This is a genomic window from Amycolatopsis sp. lyj-109 (assembly GCF_046548995.1).
GTDB lineage: Bacteria > Actinomycetota > Actinomycetes > Mycobacteriales > Pseudonocardiaceae > Amycolatopsis.
The window spans coordinates 79,271-98,283 of sequence record NZ_JAJPWR010000020.1; the positions used below are offsets into that span (position 1 = coordinate 79,271).

General features: G+C 70.0%; 17 protein-coding genes. 7 read left to right on the forward strand and 10 right to left on the reverse strand.

All coding sequences use genetic code 11. The features are described from left to right. Both ACLJQF_RS35750 and ACLJQF_RS35755 read right to left on the reverse strand, forming a co-directional pair. Positions 1–2,067 (reverse strand): AMP-binding protein, encoded by a 2,067-nt coding sequence (locus ACLJQF_RS35750; protein ID WP_410614687.1) that lies wholly within the window; start codon positions 2,065–2,067, stop codon positions 1–3. Positions 2,068–2,371: 304 nt separating this feature from the next. Further along, entirely contained in the window at positions 2,372–3,310 is a 939-nt protein-coding gene (locus ACLJQF_RS35755; protein ID WP_410614688.1) for a helix-turn-helix transcriptional regulator, read from the reverse strand. 218 nt (positions 3,311–3,528) lie between these two features. Between ACLJQF_RS35755 and ACLJQF_RS35760 the strand changes: the two genes are divergently transcribed. Next, on the forward strand, positions 3,529–4,959 hold the full coding sequence (locus ACLJQF_RS35760) for a hypothetical protein (protein WP_410614689.1): 1,431 nt from the start codon (positions 3,529–3,531) through the stop codon (positions 4,957–4,959). A 42-nt stretch (positions 4,960–5,001) separates the two neighbouring features. Here ACLJQF_RS35760 and ACLJQF_RS35765 read toward each other — a convergent pair whose 3' ends face one another. After that, on the reverse strand, positions 5,002–5,619 hold the full coding sequence (locus tag ACLJQF_RS35765; protein WP_410614690.1) for an SEFIR domain-containing protein: 618 nt from the start codon (positions 5,617–5,619) through the stop codon (positions 5,002–5,004). Between the two features lie 121 nt (positions 5,620–5,740). Between ACLJQF_RS35765 and ACLJQF_RS35770 the strand changes: the two genes are divergently transcribed. The 4 genes from ACLJQF_RS35770 to ACLJQF_RS35785 all read left to right on the forward strand — a co-directional run bounded on the left by ACLJQF_RS35770 (position 5,741) and on the right by ACLJQF_RS35785 (position 10,204). Next, complete coding sequence (locus ACLJQF_RS35770; RefSeq protein WP_410614691.1) at positions 5,741–6,133, forward strand: VOC family protein; 393 nt, start codon at positions 5,741–5,743, stop codon at positions 6,131–6,133. A gap of 90 nt (positions 6,134–6,223) precedes the next feature. Then, positions 6,224–6,973, forward strand: a complete 750-nt coding sequence (locus tag ACLJQF_RS35775) for a 3-hydroxybutyrate dehydrogenase (protein WP_410614692.1) — start codon at positions 6,224–6,226, stop codon at positions 6,971–6,973. 41 nt (positions 6,974–7,014) lie between these two features. After that, a complete protein-coding gene (locus tag ACLJQF_RS35780) occupies positions 7,015–8,340 on the forward strand; it encodes an MFS transporter (protein ID WP_410614693.1) in 1,326 nt (441 codons plus the stop codon). A 1-nt stretch (position 8,341) separates the two neighbouring features. Continuing rightward, positions 8,342–10,204 carry a helix-turn-helix domain-containing protein gene (locus tag ACLJQF_RS35785; RefSeq protein ID WP_410614694.1) on the forward strand — a complete coding sequence of 621 codons (1,863 nt, stop codon included), beginning with the start codon at positions 8,342–8,344 and terminating at the stop codon, positions 10,202–10,204. A gap of 15 nt (positions 10,205–10,219) precedes the next feature. Here the strand turns inward: ACLJQF_RS35785 and ACLJQF_RS35790 are convergent, their stop codons facing one another. The 6 genes from ACLJQF_RS35790 to ACLJQF_RS35815 form a co-directional block, all read right to left on the reverse strand. Further along, the gene (locus tag ACLJQF_RS35790) at positions 10,220–11,173 is read right to left on the reverse strand and encodes a hypothetical protein (protein ID WP_410614695.1); all 954 of its coding nucleotides are present in this window, start codon (positions 11,171–11,173) and stop codon (positions 10,220–10,222) included. Positions 11,174–11,175: 2 nt separating this feature from the next. Next, positions 11,176–11,892, reverse strand: coding sequence for an MBL fold metallo-hydrolase (locus tag ACLJQF_RS35795; RefSeq protein WP_410614696.1), 717 nt, complete (start codon positions 11,890–11,892; stop codon positions 11,176–11,178). A gap of 25 nt (positions 11,893–11,917) precedes the next feature. Beyond that, positions 11,918–12,484 (reverse strand): Pycsar system effector family protein, encoded by a 567-nt coding sequence (locus ACLJQF_RS35800; RefSeq protein WP_410614697.1) that lies wholly within the window; start codon positions 12,482–12,484, stop codon positions 11,918–11,920. Positions 12,485–12,501: 17 nt separating this feature from the next. Then, positions 12,502–13,428: a phosphotransferase gene (locus ACLJQF_RS35805; RefSeq protein ID WP_410614698.1), complete on the reverse strand. Its 927-nt coding sequence runs from the start codon at positions 13,426–13,428 to the stop codon at positions 12,502–12,504. Continuing rightward, positions 13,421–14,248 carry a radical SAM protein gene (locus ACLJQF_RS35810; protein WP_410614699.1) on the reverse strand — a complete coding sequence of 276 codons (828 nt, stop codon included), beginning with the start codon at positions 14,246–14,248 and terminating at the stop codon, positions 13,421–13,423. Before ACLJQF_RS35810 ends, ACLJQF_RS35805 begins: the two co-directional genes overlap by 8 nt. Before the next feature lie 219 nt (positions 14,249–14,467). Continuing rightward, on the reverse strand, positions 14,468–15,655 hold the full coding sequence (locus tag ACLJQF_RS35815) for an alpha/beta hydrolase family esterase (RefSeq protein WP_410614700.1): 1,188 nt from the start codon (positions 15,653–15,655) through the stop codon (positions 14,468–14,470). A gap of 217 nt (positions 15,656–15,872) precedes the next feature. On the opposite strand from ACLJQF_RS35815, the gene ACLJQF_RS35820 reads away from it, so the two are divergent. Further along, positions 15,873–17,180: a tannase/feruloyl esterase family alpha/beta hydrolase gene (locus ACLJQF_RS35820; protein ID WP_410614780.1), complete on the forward strand. Its 1,308-nt coding sequence runs from the start codon at positions 15,873–15,875 to the stop codon at positions 17,178–17,180. Between the two features lie 93 nt (positions 17,181–17,273). Here the strand turns inward: ACLJQF_RS35820 and ACLJQF_RS35825 are convergent, their stop codons facing one another. Next, on the reverse strand, positions 17,274–18,236 hold the full coding sequence (locus ACLJQF_RS35825; RefSeq protein WP_410614701.1) for a glycoside hydrolase family 6 protein: 963 nt from the start codon (positions 18,234–18,236) through the stop codon (positions 17,274–17,276). Between the two features lie 307 nt (positions 18,237–18,543). Here ACLJQF_RS35825 and ACLJQF_RS35830 point away from each other — a divergent pair, with 307 nt between their 5' ends. Next, positions 18,544–19,008 carry a hypothetical protein gene (locus ACLJQF_RS35830; RefSeq protein ID WP_410614702.1) on the forward strand — a complete coding sequence of 155 codons (465 nt, stop codon included), beginning with the start codon at positions 18,544–18,546 and terminating at the stop codon, positions 19,006–19,008. The last annotated feature ends 5 nt before the right edge of the window (positions 19,009–19,013 follow it).

The following is a 19,013-nucleotide window of genomic DNA, read 5'->3' on the forward strand; positions in this document are numbered from 1 at the left end:
TCAGTACTCGCTGGTCGCCGGCCAGGTGTCGTCGTGGAGGAGGCGCTTGAGGATCTTGCCCGTCGCGTTGCGCGGCAGGTCCGCCACGAAATACACGTCCCGCGGCACCGCGAACCGGGCCAGGCGGTGGTGGATGTACTGCCGGATGTCCTCCGCGTGCAGCGACGCGCCCCGCCGCGGGACGACGTACGCCGCCAGGCGCTGGCCCCACTCGGCGTCGGCCACGCCGACCACCGCCGCGTCGTGGACGCCCGGGAGCGCCACCAAAGCCTCTTCCACCGGACGCGGGAACACGTTCTCGCCGCCCGAGACGATCATCTCGTCGGCGCGGCCGGTGACGAACAGGCGGCCCGCCGCGTCCAGGTAGCCGACGTCGCCGCTGGCCATCATGTCCGCCGCGCGGGCCGGGTCGGTTCCGCTCGTGTAGCCCTCGAACAGCATGTCGTTGCCGACGAAGATCTGGCCCTCGCCGCCCGGGGGCACCGGCTTGCGCTCCTCGTCCAGGATCGCCAGCCGCGTGCCGAGCGGGCAGCGGCCGGCCGTCGTCGGGGCCGCGCGCAGGTCGGCCGGGTCGGCGATGCTGGCCCAGGACACTTCGGTGGAGCCGTAGAAGTTGTAGAGGACTTCGCCGAAGGTGTCCATGAACGACGTCACGAAGGCGCCGGACATCGCCGAGCCGCTGCTGGCCACGATCCGCAGCGACGACAGGTCGTAGCGCGCGCGGACCCGCTCGGGCAGGTCCATGATCCGCTGCAGCATGATCGGCACGGCGAACAGCGCGTCGCACTTCTGCTCGGCGATCGTCCGCAACGTCTCTTCGGCGTCGAACTTGCGGGTCAGCGCGAGCGACGCCCGCAGCGCCATGCCGATCTGCATCGCCGCGAGGCCCCACGTGTGGAACAGCGGCGCCGCCACGAGCAGCCGGTCGCCGGCGCGCAGCGGAATCCGGTCGAGGATCGCCGCGGCGGTGCCCAGCCCCTTCGGGGTGGGACGCCGCGCGCCCTTCGGCGTCCCGGTGGTGCCGGAGGTGAGCACGATCAGCCGGCCCGGTCGTTCGACCGGCTTCGGGCGGTCGGCGGGCGCGGCCTGGATCAGCTCGTCGACGGTGGGGTAGCCGGCGTCGGCGTCCGGCCAGGTGCTGATCCGGGCGAAGTCGCCGGGCACGTTCGCGATGGTCTGCGCGAACTCGTCGTCGGCCAGCACGGCGGACGGCTGGTGCTCGGCGAGGACGTCCTTCACCGAGGCGGCGGACAGTCCGGTGTTCAGCAGGATGACGTCGGCGCCGAGCTTGCTGGCGGCGACGAACGACTCGATCATCGCGGCGTGGTTGCGGCACATCAGCGCGATCCGGTCGCGCTCGACGACGCCGAGTTCGCTCAGCGCGTTGGCGAGCCGGTCGCTGCGCTCCTGGACCTGGCGGAAGGTGCGGAAGCTGCGCTCGTCGTGCAGGGCGGGCTCGTCGGGGACGCGGGCCGCCGCGGCCTGGTAGCCGCCCGCGACCGTGGCGCCCCACTGCGCGAGGGAGTTCAGCTGGCGCGCCAGCTTGTCCGGCCGCCCGGCGCTGAGCACGCCGGCCCGCAGCAGGATGCTCGTCGTGCGCAGCTTGGTGGCCTTGTTGGTCTCGCCGTCGGTCTCGGGGTCGGCTTCCCCGGCCAGGTGCAGGTCGAGGCGACGGCCGAGGGCGCGGACGTCCTTCTTGATCGAGGAGACCAGCTCCAGGTGCGACGGCGGCAGCATCATCCGCACGAACAGCTCGGTCTTGCCGCCGGCCAGTGGTCTCAGCTCCAGCGACACCCAGGTGCCCTCGTCGGGGACCCCGCACCACACGACGTGCTCGCCCGGCCGGTAGACGACCGCCTGCATCTGCGTCTCGAGCATCGGTCCCCGCGTGGGGACGATCCGGATCGCGCCCTTCGGGCCGCGCCCGCGCCCGGCCGGCTCCTGGATCTCGCACCAGCTGATCTCCGGCACGAACCGCGAGTACCACTCCGGCGATCCGACGATCTGCCACACCACATCGGGGGAGTGCCCCACAACCGCACTCGCCTCGACCACATCGTCACGCATTGTCTGCCCTCACCGAAGTGTCACCGAACGCACGTTCAGGTCACGGAGGCGTCACAGTAGCAGCAAACGGGTGATCAGGGATACTCCGAACGGCCAGATACCGGCGGGTAACGGACACTCGGAGTATGTCCTCCGGGTGTCCATTGTAGATCGATTAACGGCGTTTACCAAGCATGGTCGCGAATGGACCGTTCGACGTGATCGACGGGGAAGGTGCGGAGATCGCGCATGCTTTTCCGGGAGGCGCGGACGCCGGAGGGGGTATTTGCGACATCGAGGCACATAGCGGGCAGCAGGCTTGCCGTCACGTTCCGTAGCGGGCGACCAACTCCGCGCCGAGCCGGGCCAGTTCGGCCTTCACCGACTCCGGGCTCTCCACCTCGACCAGCGCACCCCACCCGGCCAGCTCCTGCGCGATCATCACCGGCGCCGGCGCGGCGACCCGGGCGCGAACCCGCTCCCCGGGCAACTCCGCGACCAGCTCGCAGTGCCGTCCGAACCGGTCCCGCAGTACCCGGAAGTGCCGCCGGTCGAGCACCACGTCCGCGCTGAGCAGGGAACGGCGCTTCTCCACCTCCTCGACGACCTCCTGCCACACCGTTGTCAGCTCCAGGTCCGACGGACGGTCCGCGGGCTCGCCGGTCGAAACGGCCGAGACGATCCGGTCGACGCGGAACGTGCGGCGGCCCTTCGCCGTCCCCGCGACCAGGTACCAGACGTCGTCCTTGTCGACCAGGCCCCACGGGTCCACGAGCCGCTCCGGCTTCTCGCGGCCGCCGTAGGTGAGAAGGACCCGGCGGCGGGCGATGACGGCGTCGCGCAGCAGCGAGACCATCGGCGGCCGCTCCTTCGGGTGCTCGCCCCAGCCCGCCTGGTCGACGACGATCGCGTCCGCCGCCGCCTCGGCGTCCGCCCGGAACGTGCCCGGCAGCGCGCCCATCAGCTTCCGCAGCGCCGACTTGACCTCGGGGGCTCCCGCCGCGGCCGGTCCGGCCAGCAGGAACAGCGCCTGCGCCTCGCCGGCGCTCAGGCCCGAGAGATCGGTGCGCGCGCCGCCGACGAGCTGCCAACCGCCGCCGCGGCCGGGCTGCGGGTAGACCGGTACGCCGGCCGCCGAAAGGGCTTCGAGGTCGCGGCGGGCGGTGGCGACGGAGATCTCCAGCTCCGTCGCCAGCTCGGCGGCCGTGACGCGGCCGCGTGTCTGCATCAGCAGCAAGGTGGCCACGAGGCGGTCGGCGCGCATGGACGCAGTGTCGCATCCGGCCGGGGCCCCGCTCCTTTCCGGCGGACCTGACAATTAGTTGTCAGTACTGGGTCAATAGCGGAAACCGGGGCTCCGTCGGCCTAGGCTTGGCCGCCCGCGTGATCGCCAGGCGCGGGGTATTCGCGCGAACCAAAGGAAACTCGGTGACGAACGACCCCCATTCCCGGCAACACGTTCACAACAGCGACGGTGGGACGGTGTTCGCCAATCAAGGCGGCGACCAGACCATATACACGGAGTCCGTCAAGGACCACCTCCAGAACGGTCTGATGGCCCTCAAAGGCCGCATGTACGCCAAGGCGGTCAGCGAGTTCGAGGAATTCCTCAGCGACGCGCGGAAAGCCGGTGCGCAGAAGCTGCCCGAGGCCCAGCGGGACCTCGCCACCGGGCACTTCTGCGCGGCGCTGGCCATGTTGGACGGCCGCCCGCCCAACGACCGCTCACCCGAACAGATCGACCGCGTCGAAGCCCACATCGAGCAGGCCGCCGGCTACGGCGACGTCGTGGTGACCCACCAGGCCAACGTGTTGTGGGCCCTGGTGAAGGACGACTACTACACGGCGATCGGCATGCAGCCCAAGCCGCCGGCTGCGGCCGACCTGGCCGCCAGTATCGGGCAGCTGCAGCCCGCGCAGCTCGAACCGCTGGTCACGCACGTGAAGCGGGCGCAGGGCCGGACCTTCAAGCTGCTGCAGGAGCGAGCGGGCGAGTTCGGCATGGTCGCGGCGGCGGAACCCGAGCAGGCGCCCGTGGTCCGCGACTTCGACCCGGCCCGCGGGGAAGCGGTCCGGCGCTACTTCGTGCGCACGCCGCGCCACCGCAGCGCGGCACCCGGCGCCATCGCGCTCACGGTCGCGGGGCTCAGCGTGATCCTGGCCGCGGCGGCGCACAACGCCGGCAGTCTCCTGCTGCTCGCCATCACCTACTTCGCCGGGAAGTGGGGCTGGCAGAAGGTACAGCAGTACCGCACCTACCTGAAGCGGTACGCGGCCGCGGAACCCAAGCCGAGCGACGCGCAGATGGACGCTTGGCTGTCGGGGGACATCGCTGCGCTGCAGGCCAAGGCGAGCCGGCAGGTCCGGCTGGTGGCGACGACCAAGCACGAAGGCGGCGACCTCGTCTACCCGATCCAGGCCGTGGTCGGCGTGGCGTCGCCGTCGGGGCCCATCGCGGACTCGTTGCGCGTCCGGCGCGGCGACGACCACCGGTGGCGCGCCAACCACTACGACATCCTGATCCTGTTCCTGACCAACGACCTGATCAGCCTCTACCGGTGCGCCCTCGACTTCCACACCGGTGAGCCCGTCTACGAGCAGATCACCGAATGGCACTACCGCGACATCGTGGGCGTCTCCACCGACCGGATCGCCATGCCCGCGTCGATCACCGCGCTGTTCCGCAAGGTCGACGAGCTGTTCGAGCACGACGTCGACGGCGAGTACGAGAAGTACGCCGACATCCCCTACGCCCAGGAGTTCACGATCTCGATCGTCAACGGCCAGCGGGTCAACCTGAACACCGGCTTCGGTGAAACGCTCGGTTCCGACAACGAAATCGCCTGGCGGAACAACGAACGCGCGCTCACCATCATCAAGAAGATGGTCCGGGCGCGGCACACCTCCGCCTAGCGGGGGCCGGCCTGCCGGTGGCGCGGGGCCACCGGCAGGCCGTCACATCGAGATGTTCTGGTCGCCGCCCTGGTTGACGATCGTGAGGCCCCCGTGGGAAACGACGTTCTGGTCGAGGCCGCGCGCGGGCCGGGACGCGGAACGCGGGGGCAGTTCGGGCGTCCGGCCCCGGACGGGCTTGACGTACGGCGCCTGGCCGGTCAGCACCCGGATCAGGGACTCGCCGCCGGCGACGGTGAAATCGGTGACGTCGTAGTGGTCGGCCGTCTGCGGCTGCAGGAATGCCGGGATCTCGGCCGGGGTGTGGCCCGGCAGCACCACCGGAAGGATCTTGCGCGTCCACGTCGGCCGGTCGCTGTGCAGTTTTTCGCGCAGCAATGCCGCTTCCGACTGCAGGCCGCGGTTGTCTCCGGCCGAAGCGTAACCGTCCGCGACTTCGCGGTACCGTTCCGAGGCGACGACAATGACGTAATCGGCGTTTTCGATGCTGCCGATGGCCCACGTGTACCAGTCCCGGCGATGGGCCAGTTTCCACTGGTCCAGGGTCACGTCGACACCGTTTCGCTCAAGGAACTCGCTGAAGGCGAGCACGTGATCTTTGTGCTCGGGTGAATCGTGGGTGTACGACACGAAGACCCGCGCCGGGTCGCTTCTCGGCATGCCTCGAACAATAGCATTTCCGGCCGGAAAGAATGGGGAAGAAGACGGTCGCGCAAAGTGCTCACTTGGTGAGCACTTTGCTCCTGCATGATGGCACCACACCGCTTGAGAGGAGCAGGACATGCTGCGAGGGATGGCCACCGTCACCTACTACGCCGAAGACCACGAGGCCGCGAAGGCCTGGTACGCGGAGTTCCTGGGGATCGAGCCGTACTTCAACGTCCCGGGGTACTCGGAGTTCCGGATCGGCGACTACCAGCACGAACTCGGCATCATCGACCGCAAGTACGCCCCCTTCACGCACACCGAGCCGGGCGGCGAGATCGTCCGCTGGCACGTCGACAACCTCGAAGCGACGTTCGCGCGCCTGCTGGAGCTGGGCGCGAAGGAGTACGAGCCGATCATCGAACGCGGGCCCGGCTTCGTGACGGCGTCCGTCGTCGACCCGTTCGGCAACATCCTGGGGATCATGACGAACGTGCACTACCTCGCGGTGCTGGCGGAACGGTCATGAGCCCATGTGGGCCCGCACCACTGGATCTTGCCGAGGTGTAGCTCCCGCGCACATGGCTGGCGACCGGCGTCACGCTTACCGTTCCGGTCCATGACCAGCGATCTGGACGGGCGCACCGCCCTCGTCACCGGCGGTGCCGGCGGTATCGGCCTCGCCTGCGTCCGCGCCCTCGCCGCGGCCGGGGCCAAGGTGCACGTCGTCGACTTGGACCTCGGCCGGGCCGAGGCCGCCGCCGGCGAGGTCGGGGGGTGGGCGCACGCCGCCGACCTCACCGACCCCGCCGCGATCGGCGGCCTGCCCGCCGAGGTCGACGTGCTGGTCAACAACGCCGGCGTCCAGCACGTCGCGCCGATCCAGGACTTCCCGCCCGAGGCGTTCACCCACATCCAGAGCCTGATGGTGACCGCTCCCTTCCTGCTGATCCGCCGGACGCTGCCGTCGATGTACGCCCGCGGCTGGGGCCGGATCGTCAACATGTCGAGCGTCCACGGCCTGCGCGCCTCCGCGTACAAGTCCGCCTACGTCGCCGCCAAGCACGGGCTCGAAGGACTCTCGAAGGTCGCCGCGCTCGAAGGTGCCGAACACGGCGTCACCAGCAACTGCGTGAACCCCGGGTACGTCCGCACGCCGCTCGTCGACGGCCAGATCGACGCCCAGGCCGCCGAGCACGACATCCCGCGCGCGGACGTCGTCGCCGAGGTCCTCCTCAAGCGGGCCGCGATCAAGAAGCTCATCGAGCCCGAGGACGTCGCTTCCCTGGTGGTGTGGCTGTGCTCGCCGCACGCCGGTCACCTCACCGGGGCGTCCATCCCCCTCGACGGCGGCTGGACCGCCGCTTGACCACCAGACCGCCGCTCAACCACAAGGAAGTGGAGCCCGCAGTGAGCCAACCCCACCGGTCGGCGATCGCCAAGATCGTCGGCGCGAGCCTGATCGGCACCACCATCGAGTGGTACGACTTCTTCCTCTACACCTCGGCCGCCGCCCTCGTCTTCAACAAGCTGTTCTTCCCGACGGCGAGCCCGCTCACCGGCACGCTGCTGGCGTTCCTGACCTACGCCGTCGGATTCCTCGCCCGCCCGATCGGCGGCCTGGTCTTCGGCCACTTCGGCGACCGCCTCGGCCGGAAGAAACTGCTGATCCTCAGCCTCGTCCTGATGGGCGGCTCGACCTGCCTGATGGGTGTCCTGCCGACGTACGCGACCGCGGGCGTCGCGGCTCCGCTGCTGCTCACGCTGCTTCGGCTCGTCCAGGGCTTCGCGCTCGGCGGCGAGTGGGGCGGTGCCGTCCTGATCGTCTCCGAACACGGTGACGACCGCCGCCGCGGGTTCTGGGCGAGCTGGCCGCAGTGCGGTGCGCCCGGCGGAAACCTGCTGGCCACCGCCGTCCTGGCGATCCTGTCCGCGACGCAGTCCGACGCGACGTTCATGTCCTGGGGCTGGCGCGTCCCGTTCCTGCTCTCGGGCGTGCTGCTGCTGATCGGCCTGTGGATCCGGCTGGCCGTCTCCGAGTCCCCGGTGTTCCTCGCCGCCCAGCGGCAGGCCGAAGCGCGCGCCGACAAGCACGTGCCGGTCGTCGACGTCTTCCGCAACAACCGGCGGCAGGTGCTGATCACCATCGGCGCCCGGATGGCGGAGAACGTCTCGTACTACGTGATCACCGCGTTCATCCTGGTGTACGTCACGACCGGGCTGCACCTGCCGAAGGGCGTCGGCCTGACCGCGGTGCTCATCGGCTCGGCCGTGCACTTCGTGACGATCCCGCTGTGGGGTGCGCTGTCGGACCGCGTCGGACGCCGTCCGGTCTACCTGTTCGGCGCGATCGGGATGGCGTTGTGGGGCTTCGCGTTCTTCGCGCTGCTCGACACGAAGTCGACGGCGATGATCGTGCTGGCCACGACGATCGGGCTGGTGCTGCACGGCGCGATGTACGGCCCGCAGGCCGCGTTCTTCGCCGAGCAGTTCCCGACCCGGGTGCGCTACACCGGCCTTTCGGTCGGCGGGCAGCTGTCGTCGATCGCCGCCGGGGCCGTCGCCCCGCTGATCGCCGTCGCGCTGTTCTCCAGCTGGGGCAGCACCGTGCCGGTGTCGCTGTACGTCGCGGCGATGTGCGTGATCACGGTGATCGCGCTGCTCGCGGCCCGCGAAACCCGCGGCGAATCGCTGCACGACGATGTCGAAGCGGAGAAGGCGGCCGTTTCGCCCTAGCATGACGGCCGTGACCGCACCCTCGGACGCGCTGCGCCGGCTGCTCGACCTGCTCGCCTCCGGGGCGAGCACCGAGCAGCTGGCGCACGTCGTCGTGGCCGCCCGCGCCGGGGGCGCCCTCGACGCGGCCGACCTGGCCGCGCTGGCCAGCGCGGGCGAGCTGGCCCTGCGGATCCGCGAGACCCTGGCCGAGCACCGGCGGCGCGAAGCCCAGCTCACCGCGCTGTTCGAGACCGCGAGCGAGCTCGCCGCACTGTCCGATCCGGACACCGTGCTGCGCTCGATCGTCCGGCGGGCGCGGGCACTGCTCGGCGTCGACGTCTCCTACCTGAGCCTCAACAACGAAGCCGAGGGCAAGACCTACATCCGGGTCAGCGACGGCTCGGTGTCGGCCGAATTCCAGCAGATCGTGCTGGGCTTGGGGGAGGGGCTCGGCGGGCTGGTCGCGCAGACCGCGCGGCCGTATGCGACGTCGGACTACTTCACCGACGACCGGTTCAAGCACACGCGCCACATCGACTCCGGCGTCGAAGACGAGGGCCTGACCGCCATCCTCGGCGTCCCGCTCGCCATCGGCCCGAAGGTGCTGGGCGTGCTCTTCGCGTCCGACCGCGCCGTTCGCGAGTTCTCCGCCGACGAGGTGGCGCTGCTGTCGTCGCTCGCCGACCACGCGGCGATCGCCCTGGACAGCGCGAACCTCCTGGACCAGACCCGCCGCGCGGTCGCCGAGCTCAACGAGGCCAACGCGACGATGGAACGCGCCGAGGACGCGCACGACCGGCTGACCGACCTCGTCCTGCGTGGCGGCGACCTGCCGGACGTCGCCGACGCCGTCGCGGCCGTGCTGCACGGAGACCTCACGGTCTACGACGCCGACGGCACGCTCCTGGCCAGTTCGGCGGCTGCGGTGGCGCTCGACCCGGCTCCGTTCGACCAAGACGTGCTGGCCGTGGCCCGCACCACCGGGCGGGCGGTGTCCACAAAAGACAGTTGGGTGTGCGCGGTGCAGGCTGGCCCCGAACTGCTCGGCAGCCTGGTGCTGGCCGGCCGGGCCGGGCTGAGCGACCCCGACCGGCGGCTGTTCGAACGCGCCGGCGTCGTGACGGCGTTGCTGCTGATGCTGCGGCGGTCGGTGGTGCGCGCCGAAGACGAGGTCCGCGGCGAACTGCTGACCGACCTGCTCACCGCGCCCGGCCGCAATCCCCGGGCGTTGCTGGCCCGCGGCCGCCGCCTGGGCATCGACCTGTCGGCCCCGCACGCGGTGCTGGTCGCGCACGCGGACGGCGGCTCGCGGCGGCGCGTGGCGAGCGCGGCCGCCCGGCACGCGACGCTGGTCGGGGTGCACGCCGAAGAGGTCGTCCTGCTCGCGACCGGCGACCCGGACGAGTTGGCCCGCCGCGTCGCGGCCGACCTCGGCTCGGCCACCGGCCGTCCGGTCACGGTGGGCGCGGCGGGGCCGGCGAGCGGCCTGTCGGCGATCGCGGACGCGCACGCGGAGGCGGCCCGCTGTGTCCGGGCACTGCTGGCACTGGGCCGGACGGGCGAGGGCGCGGCGATGGCCGGACTGGGGTTCCTCGGCCAGCTCCTCGGCGACCGCGCGGACCTGGACGCGTTCGTCCGCCAGACACTGGGCCCGGTCCTGGACTACGACGAGCGTCGCGGCACCGAGCTGGTCGCGACGCTGCGGGCGTACTTCGCGAACGGCTCGCAGCTGGCGCGGACGAAGGATGTGCTGCACGTCCACGTGAACACGGTGGTGCAGCGGCTGGAGCGGGTGGCGTCGCTGCTGGGCGAGGATTGGCAGGCGCCGGACCGGGCGCTGGAGATCCAGCTGGCGTTGCGGCTGCACCGGCTGCAGAATTGACCGTCCGTGTGCGGCCTACCTGGGCAGCAGCTCCGGGAATGTCCCCGGAAGCTGAGCCAGTCTGTCGGCCGCGCAGGTGATCCGGTAGTGATCGGTGGTCCGCAAGGCCGTGCGGACTCGCTCGGGTTGCTGCTCCGCGGACTGTGTCCCCAGCGCCGTCATCGCCAATCGGACGAGATCGGGACCGTACGCCGCGGACAAACCGAGATCGGCGGCGGTGAACCACTCCGCGGTCGAGCTGCGGGCCACCGCGAGCACTCCGGGCTCGGCGGTCTTTTCGTAGCTCACCAGCAGTTTCGCGGCTGTGTGGCCCGAACACCGCGTTCCGCTCGCCTCGGCCACGGACTGGACCGTGTACTGAGCTCGTGGTTGGCCGTCCTGACGGTCGGTGGTTTCGGACAACGGCCGGTCCGGCAACGGGCAGCCGGCCGGCGACCATCCGGCACGCACCGCCACGAGTGCCGGAAAGCCGATGGCGCGGAGCGACTCACCCGGCAGAAGCATGCACTGGTCGTTCGCCACGACCGTCAAGCCGGACGCGGCGCAGACCCGGACGACCGTCGTCTTTCCCGCTCCCCTTGCGCCGGTGACGAGAATGCCATGTCCGTCGCTGTCCACTACGCCCGCGTGGCAGTTGACGCCGCCCAAACCCACCAAGGCGACCTTGAAAACGGCCCGGACCACGTTGATCACGCGTAGTACGGTCGTCGTCGCGGTATCGCCGCGGCGGATGAGCACCCGCCGTCCGTCGAGGCGCCGATATCCCGCTTCGGTGTCATCTGTGGCGGCTTCTCGGCGTCCCACGACTTCGAGGCGAGGGAACCGGTCCGGGACGGTGTCCGCTTCCACTGCCCAATACGGCTCGACGAAGGCAGACAGCAGCGGCTGCTCCTCCGCCTGCAACCCGTGGACCTCGACGGTCGGGGAGCCCGATTCCGCCAAGGCGCGGATGCGCAGGCAACTGCCCATGGCTACAGTGAAACGCAGTCACCGTCCGCGGGCAACCGGACACCCGGCCACTCGCGTTCGCGGACCTCATCGCTCAGGTGGGTCGCAATGATCCGGGTGGCCGGGTATTGTCCGGCGAGCTCCACCAGATCCGACATTCCCATGTGACCACCGCGAGGCCCGGCGAACGAGCCGTCGAGTACGGCGGTAGCCGCCTTGGAGACAATGTGGTGGACGCCTTCACACAATTCCGAGTCGCCGGAGAAGCCGGCCGCGACAACGCCGTCGTGGACGAGGTAGCCGAAGGCCGGCGCGATGGAATGGGTGACGGGCACGGCTTGGACGGTGTACCTGTCCACCTTCAGCTCGCCGCCATCATTCGGCCACTCGTGGAAGGCGACCCGCGAATTTTCCCGTACTTTGGCCCATGATTCCGGATAAGCCAGTTTGAAGAGGGTTTCGACGCGCTCTTCGAGGCCGTTCGGGCCCGCCAGGTGGAAGTCCTGCTCCTGCACCTGCCGCAAGCCCAGTTCGAGGAGGAGGAAGACGACATCGAAGTAGTGGTCCGCGTGGAAGTGACTGATCAGGCACCCGCGGAGTGATCCAGGGCTCACCGAGCATCGGCGAATGGCTTTCACGGATCCGTTCGGGACGTCGACGAGGAGCCGATCGTCGATCAACGTGCACGCGCTGAGGTGCGGCGTGAGGATCGAACCGGTTCCGACCAGGCGCAACTTCATTCGTGGGGCAGCCTTCCGATAGCGATCACGGGAAGAAGATGAAGAACACTTGCTGAACCGCCAGCGTGGCGACGAACATCATGATCGCCGCTGTGAGCCACCGGTGGGCCTTCCCCAGGGCGTCGTACCTGGAGCGAAGGTTGCGGGAGAGTTCGACGGCCTGCACGGCGAGTTCGTGGATGTATTGCTCTTCGGTGATTTCAACGAACTTGCTGTGCGCCTCGTCGGGCTGCAGGTTCACGAAAGTCCCGAAGAACAGGATGTGCTTTCGGCTGCGCTTCGACCTTGTGCGCTTCGACAATTTCTTGATCACGTTGAGGTCTTCGATCAGGGCCAGCGCGGCACAGATCAGCGCGGCAAGACCGAGCAGGCGCACCGGAACGCGAGTGGACGGGCTGACCAGGAAGATCTGGATCACCAGAACGATGACGCCGGACGCGGCCGTGGCGCAGATCGTCGACTTGGTCGTCAGCTGGTTTCGTCGGTGCTCGAAGGTCTGGAGTACCAGCTGCCCCACTTGCACCGGCAGCGTTTCCGGAGCCGCCGGCTGTTCGGCCGGAAGCTCCGGCTGACGCCGCTTGAACAACACCACGTCACCCACTCGTTCGATCACCGCCGCGGCCCGCCGGCGACCACGAGCTCCGCCAGCAGGACCTCCACCAGGTCCGCCACCCTTCGTGCACTTGAGCACCACTCGTCATCCGCCTGGTCGGCGAGTGCTGCTCGTGTGTCCGGTGAGCTCTTGGCGACGCGGTAGCGTACCAAGGCCTTCAAACAGACACTCAACAGGAACACGGGCCAGGATGCCACCCCGCCCCGACTTGCGAAATCTCGTTCGATTCGCTCGGCCACGTCGGCCAGCCCGAGCCCCAGCGCGTCCGCGTAGAGGGACGCGAGCTCGGTGAAGCCGGGTGCACTGCGCGCTCTCCGCTCCGAGAAAACCGGGTCGATCAGGACCACCCGTTCGGGCAGCACGAAGATATTCGCGGCATGCAAATCGCCGTGAATGACCGGCCGCCAGCCGGCGCCGGACGGTTTCGACAGCAGCCGGCGACCGACAGCGAGGAGCCGTTCGGCAAGCGCGGCAAGCGTGTCCCCGCGAAGAAGTGCTGCCTGCTTGCCGACGTTCTCGATCAATTCCACGCCGGAAAGCGCGGCCGGGAGCGGTGCTGCGTTCGAAACCGACTGCAGATACGTGACACGGGCGATGACGCGATCGAGCTGGGCGAGGTCGAACGGGTTGGCGTCGAACAGGTCCAATAACCGCTTCTCGCCGGGGAGCCGCTCCATGGCCAAGATCCCCCGGTCCGCCGAAGCCAGTTCGGCTGCGTGGTACCGGCATTCGAGGTTACCGCATCGAGCGAGCCAATCGTGGCGGCGCCGGGTTCGTTCCAGCGGTTCGCGGGTGAACATCTTGAAGACGCGGGTTCTGGTGAACGCGAGGACGCTCGCAGACCGGTCGACGAGTTCCTCGACGTGCTCGCCCGACAGCGTGGCCACGTGTTTCTCGAAGGCGGCCCGCAGTTCCTCAGACATGGAGGTACGCCCTGGACTGGGCTTCGAACAAGCGTGAAGCGATGCCGATCAAGTCGGGTGGGTGGAAGACGCTGCCGCGCCGGACGATCCCCGTCGGCTCGCCGCTGAAGAACTCGCCATTGCCCTTGACGATGCACAGCGTGGTGTCGGATACGGTCTTCAGCTCGCGGACGTCGATGCCGAGCTCTTCGCCCACGGCCACCTCCTCCGCCAGTACGGCTTCGACGGTGTCGGCTGGCACGCTCAGCTTCTCCCAGGTGACCTTGGCCTGGCCGCGCCGGACGAGCCGCTGCAACCGCACGTGGTGCACACCCATTGCGGCGAGCCGGCGCACGGTGCGGTCGACCGAATCGAGGTTGCGTGCCGTGATGAGCACGCTCACCCGCACCCGGGCGCCTGTTTCGACCAGACCGAGCAGGTTGTCGACCAGCACGTCATGCGGGACACCCGGTCGGCACCGCCGGAAGACGTCCGCGTCGACGGAGTCGAAAGACAGGTCGAACCAGTCGAAGGCCGCGGACAGGGCGGGGATGTCCATGGGGAACATGCCACTGGTCCGGAGCAGTGCGCCCGCGCCTCGTTCCCTGACGAGCAGGCCGAGTTCACGCAGGTCCTCGCGCAGCAAGGGCTCGCCGCCGCCGAATCCGAATCGCGCGGTGCCGTGATCGAGTAGCGCTTCGATGACGGCCTTGAGCGAATTCGTCGGCCAGTCCCGGTCATGCTCTTCGATGAGGCAGTACGGGCACTTGCCCGGGCACCGGTTCGTGGGCTCGAAGCACACACTGAGCAGACGTGGTCGGACATCGCCGCCGAGAACCACCCGGTCGAGGTCCGGGAGGTACTGCAGCCTAAGCCGTTCGGTCTCGCCGGCACACGCTTTGCCCCCCATGCGCTTCTCCGTCCCGGGTGAGCTCACAAAGCGTTCGATCCTATCCGGGGGGAGAGCGGTGACGCCAGGACTGACGGGCGAAGTCCGGGATATGTCAGGAAATTGGCCAGAAACCGACCGCAGGCGACCGAGCATTCCGGTCCGAATCCTCTAGCACTGCCCGTCGGCGAGGACCCAGTAACCCGGGGACGTCTCCCGCAGCGCGTGGACGGTGAAGGTGTTCCACAGCCCCATCGCCTGGTTCGAGCCGTTCGCGTACGTCTGCCCGGCGCTCTGGTGCGCGCGGCCCGCCTGCGTGTGGGCGTAGTTGCTGGCGCTCACGCAGGTACCCGCCGGAGCGGTCGTGGAGGTCGACGGCGGCGTCGTCGGGGTGTCCGATCCGCCGTCCAGCCCGAAGAAGACGCCTGTGTAGTAGCTGGAACAGATGCCGGCGAGGAAGTACGCGCCGGTGCTGCCGCACTGCGTGGTGCCGGTGCCGGGGTCGACCGCGGTGCCGTGCCCCATCCCGGCGATCGAGTACAGCTGCACCTTGCCGCCGTAGTTCGTCAGGGTCGTGCCGCCGGGCAGGGACTGCGTGCTCGTCGGGGTCTGGGAGACGCCGTGCACCGCGGTCCACTGGTCGCGCAGTTCGGTGCCGTTGACCGGGTAGACGGTGTAGTCGCCGGTGCCCTGCCAGATCGCCACGCGCGGCCACGGCCCGCGGTAGCCGGGGTTCTGCGCCGTGACCTTCGCCGCCCACTGCGCCGGCGTCAGGTGCTGGTCGTTCTGCTGGCAGCTCGACGTCTGCGCGATGCCGGTGGCGCACTGCGCGGGCAGGCCGGCGTTGATGCCGCCGCCGGCGAAGACGTCCGGGTAGGCGGCGAGCAGGTCGGCCGCCATCCCGCCGCCGGCCGACAAGCCGGTCACGAACACGCGCGAGGCGTCCGAGCCGTGGTCGGAGACCGCCTTGTCCACCATGGACCTGATCGACGCCGCTTCGCCCTTACCGCGCGTGTCGTCGGCGGGATCGAACCAGGTGAAGCACTTCAGCGAGTTGTTCGCCGTCGACGTCTGCGGGAACACCACCTCGAACCGCCACCGGTCGGCCAGCTCGGGCCAGCCGGAGTGGGCGTAGTAGTCCGTGGCGCTCTGCGTGCAGCCGTGCAGCGCGACGACCACCGGACGGCCGGCCTCGAGCCCGGTGGGGGTGAAGGTGTACATCGCCAGTGCGCCGGGATTGGCGCCGAAGGACGGGATCTGGACGAGGGACGACGGCGGCGGATCGGCGGCGGCCACCCCGACGGTGGTGAGGACGGCGGCGGTGATCGCGGCGAGTCCGGCGAAGGCGAGCTTGCGCATGGTGGGTTCCTTCTCGTCGTTGAGAGGGGCTCCAGCGACGCTAAGGCGGCCGTGCGGTGGGAGACCATGTGGCCGTCCACCACATCGGCTCGCCCGTTCATGGTGGCCGGCGGGATGGCTCTCGCGTGCCGCACGCGGTTGGGTTCCGGGTATCGCTACGAGGCGGAGGTGGACCGTGCGGGGTTGGCTGGTTGGGGTTCTGGCGGGTGCGCTCGCGGTGGCGCTGCCCGCGCCGGCGTCGGCTTCGGCCGGGCGCGGTTGCCCGGTGGACGTGCCGGGCGCTGAAGTGGCCGTGTCCGGATGCCTGGACGACCTGACGACGACCGGCACGCTCGCGTCCGGCCACACCGTCGAGGCGGACTGGGCCGGGCTGACTTCGGCGGGACTGCCCACCTTCGGCGCGGTGCCCGGCGTGCAGGTCGACGGCTACTTCCCGGACACGTCCACGGCGAACACCAACCACGGCTGGAACCACGACGCGCAGTTCGTGCTGCGCCTGCCGGACCGGTGGAACGGCGGCCTGGTGGTCTCCGGCTCGCCCGGCGTCCGGCGGCAGTACGCGAACGACCGCGCGCTCGGCGACCAGGCGCTCGCGGAAGGCTACGCGTTCGCCGCGACCGACAAGGGCAACACCGGCGCGGCGTTCTTCACCGACGGCGTCCGCCCCGGAGACGCCCTGGCGGAGTGGAACGCGCGCGTCACGCAGTTGACGCTCGCCGCCCGGTCCGCCGCGGCCCGGCACTACGGCCGTCCGGTCTCGAAGACCCTCGCCGCCGGGCTCTCCAACGGCGGGTACCTCGTGCGGTGGCAGCTGGAGAACCGGCCGTGGCTCTACGACGGCGGTGTCGACTGGGAGGGGACGCTGTGGCGTGCCGATGGGCCGAACCTGCTCACGTTCCTGCCGCCGGCGCTGCGGGCGTACCCGGCGTACGCGGCGGGGTCGGCGGCGGCGCACCAGTCCATTGTGGACGCCGGGTTCGCGCCGGGGTCGGAGTTCCTGTGGGACTACCACTACCGCGTCTACTGGGACCTGACCCAGCGGATCTACCGCGAAGAGGTCGACCCGTCGTTCGACGGCTCGCTTCAGGCCGGTACCCCGTTCTGCGCATCGGGAACGCCGGCCTGTGACGCCGACTACGCGTATGCGTCCCGGCCGCCTTCCGTGGCGCGGGCGGTCGAGCGGATCTCGCTGACCGGGCGGATCGGCAAGCCGCTGCTGACGCTGCACGGCACGCTCGACACGCTGCTGCCGATCACCCGCGACTCCGACGTGTACGACCGGATGATCACCGCGGCCGGGCGCGGGGCGCTGCACCGGTACTACCGGATCGAGGGCGGCAACCACGTCGACGGGCTCGTCGACGCCTTCCCGGACCGGCTGCGCCCGCTGGGCCCGTGCTTCCGGACGGCGTTCGACGCGCTCGGCGGGTGGCTGCGCGGCGTGCGTCCGCCGGTGTCGGCGACGATCGCCCGCCCCGCCGGGGCGACCCCGGCGGAGCTGGCCCGCACCTGCTCCCTGGGCTGACCAAGCGCCCCAATGTGGCCTTGGTTGCGTCAGACGCACCCAAGGCGGCCTTCGGTGCGTCTGACGCACCGAAGGCCGCCTTGGGGCGCTTGGTCAGTCGCCCTTGATGAGGTGGTTGGCCAGTGCTGGGCTGAACGTGCCCGCCGGGATGCCCGCGCCGTGGCCGCAGCTGCCGTCGGAGTCGCCGGGGACCTTGATCCACAGCTGCATCTCCGGGCCGCCGCCGAGCTGGGACGTCGCGCCGAGCTTGCGCTTCGGCGGGTTGCACCACAGCTTGTCGTCGGGGTTGCCGTGGCCGGCGCCGTTGCGGCTGCTGTCCACCACGAACGGGGCCGCATAGCCCAGCGCCGAGCCGACGGCCTTGCCGTAGGTCGTCGACTCGGCCGTGGTGTAGAAGTTGGACACGTTCAGCACGAACCCGTGGATGGACTGCACGCCCACCGACTTCAGCCGCGAGGCCATCGTCGCGGCCGGGATCCAGGTCGCGTTGCCGCCGTCCAGGTACGCCCACGTGTTCGGCGCCTTCTGCGCGAACTGCGTCGCGGCGAACTTCAGCAGGTCGAGGCGGGTTTGGCGGGCGTCGCCGGGCAGGCAGTCGAGCTGGGCGAGCGCGTCCGGCTCGATGATCACGATCGCCGGCTTGCCGCCGATTCCGTCGGCGAACGCGGAGATCCAGTCGCGGTAGGCCTGCGGGCTGCCGGCGCCGCCGGTCGACTCGCCGCCGCAGTCGCGGCCGGGGATGTTGTAGGCGACCAGGACGGGCAGCTTGTCGGCGACGTCGGCGGCGTAGGTGTAGGAGTCGACAGTGGCGCGGATGTCGCCGCTCCAGTTGCCGAACCAGCGGGCGCCGGGCTTGGTCGCGACGGAGGACTTGATCGGCCCGGCGAGGCTGTCGTCCGGGTGGTCGCGGACCCATACCGCCGGGTTGGAGTCCGGGTCGACGTAGAAGCCGTTCGTCTTCTCGAGTGGATTGCCGTCCGCGGCGAAGGCGGGGGACGTGGGGGCGAGCCCGGTGAGCGCCAGCGTGGCGGCCACGAGCCAGGTCTGGATGCGCATTTCCGCAGTTTGCCGCCGGGGTGTACACGAATCGTACAAAGAAGCGGTGAACCGGATCGAACCAGCGTCCGTACTACTGAGTGAGAGGCGCGGTCTACCCGCCGCGAAACCCGTGCTGAGCTGCAGTTTTACCGTCCGGACGGTCGACCCCGTTCGGCCGCTTGCGGGAACGTCGACCGTCATTCATGATGTCTCCGGGGTCCGCGAAAATTCGTTAATGTCGAATATCCAGGTGTCGGCCATGCTGCGGAAGAACCGTCCGTCCGGAAGTGAACGTCATGCTCCTACCTGTGCCCGGGGCCGCCTGATGGCCGTCGACCTGCCGGGTCTCGCGATCGTCGCCGGGCTGCTGTTGCCGGCCTTCGCCGCGGCGGCCTGGGCGCTCACCCTGGAACGGCGGCGGCCGCGCCGTCAGCCTGCCGCCGCGGAGCCGGAGCCGGAACCGGACTTCACCGTGGCCGGGATCCGGTCGCGCCTCCTCCGCGAGGTGGCCGCGCGGAAGCTGGCCGACGCGGGCACGGTCGCCCTGCCGACGCTGCCGATCCCGGCCCAGACCCGCCGTGAACCGGCACAGACACAGACTCGCCGTGAACCGGCACAGGCACAGACCCGCCGTGAACCGCTCTCGCCCCGGCTGCCGTTGCGTGTGGTGGGGGTCCTCCCCCCACCGGCCCCGGCGACGGCCGGGTTCGCGGCGCCGAGGTTCGCATTCGCACCTCCGGACACGGACCTGCTGCGCCGCATCCTCGACGGGCTGCGCAGACTGGACTAGCCGCG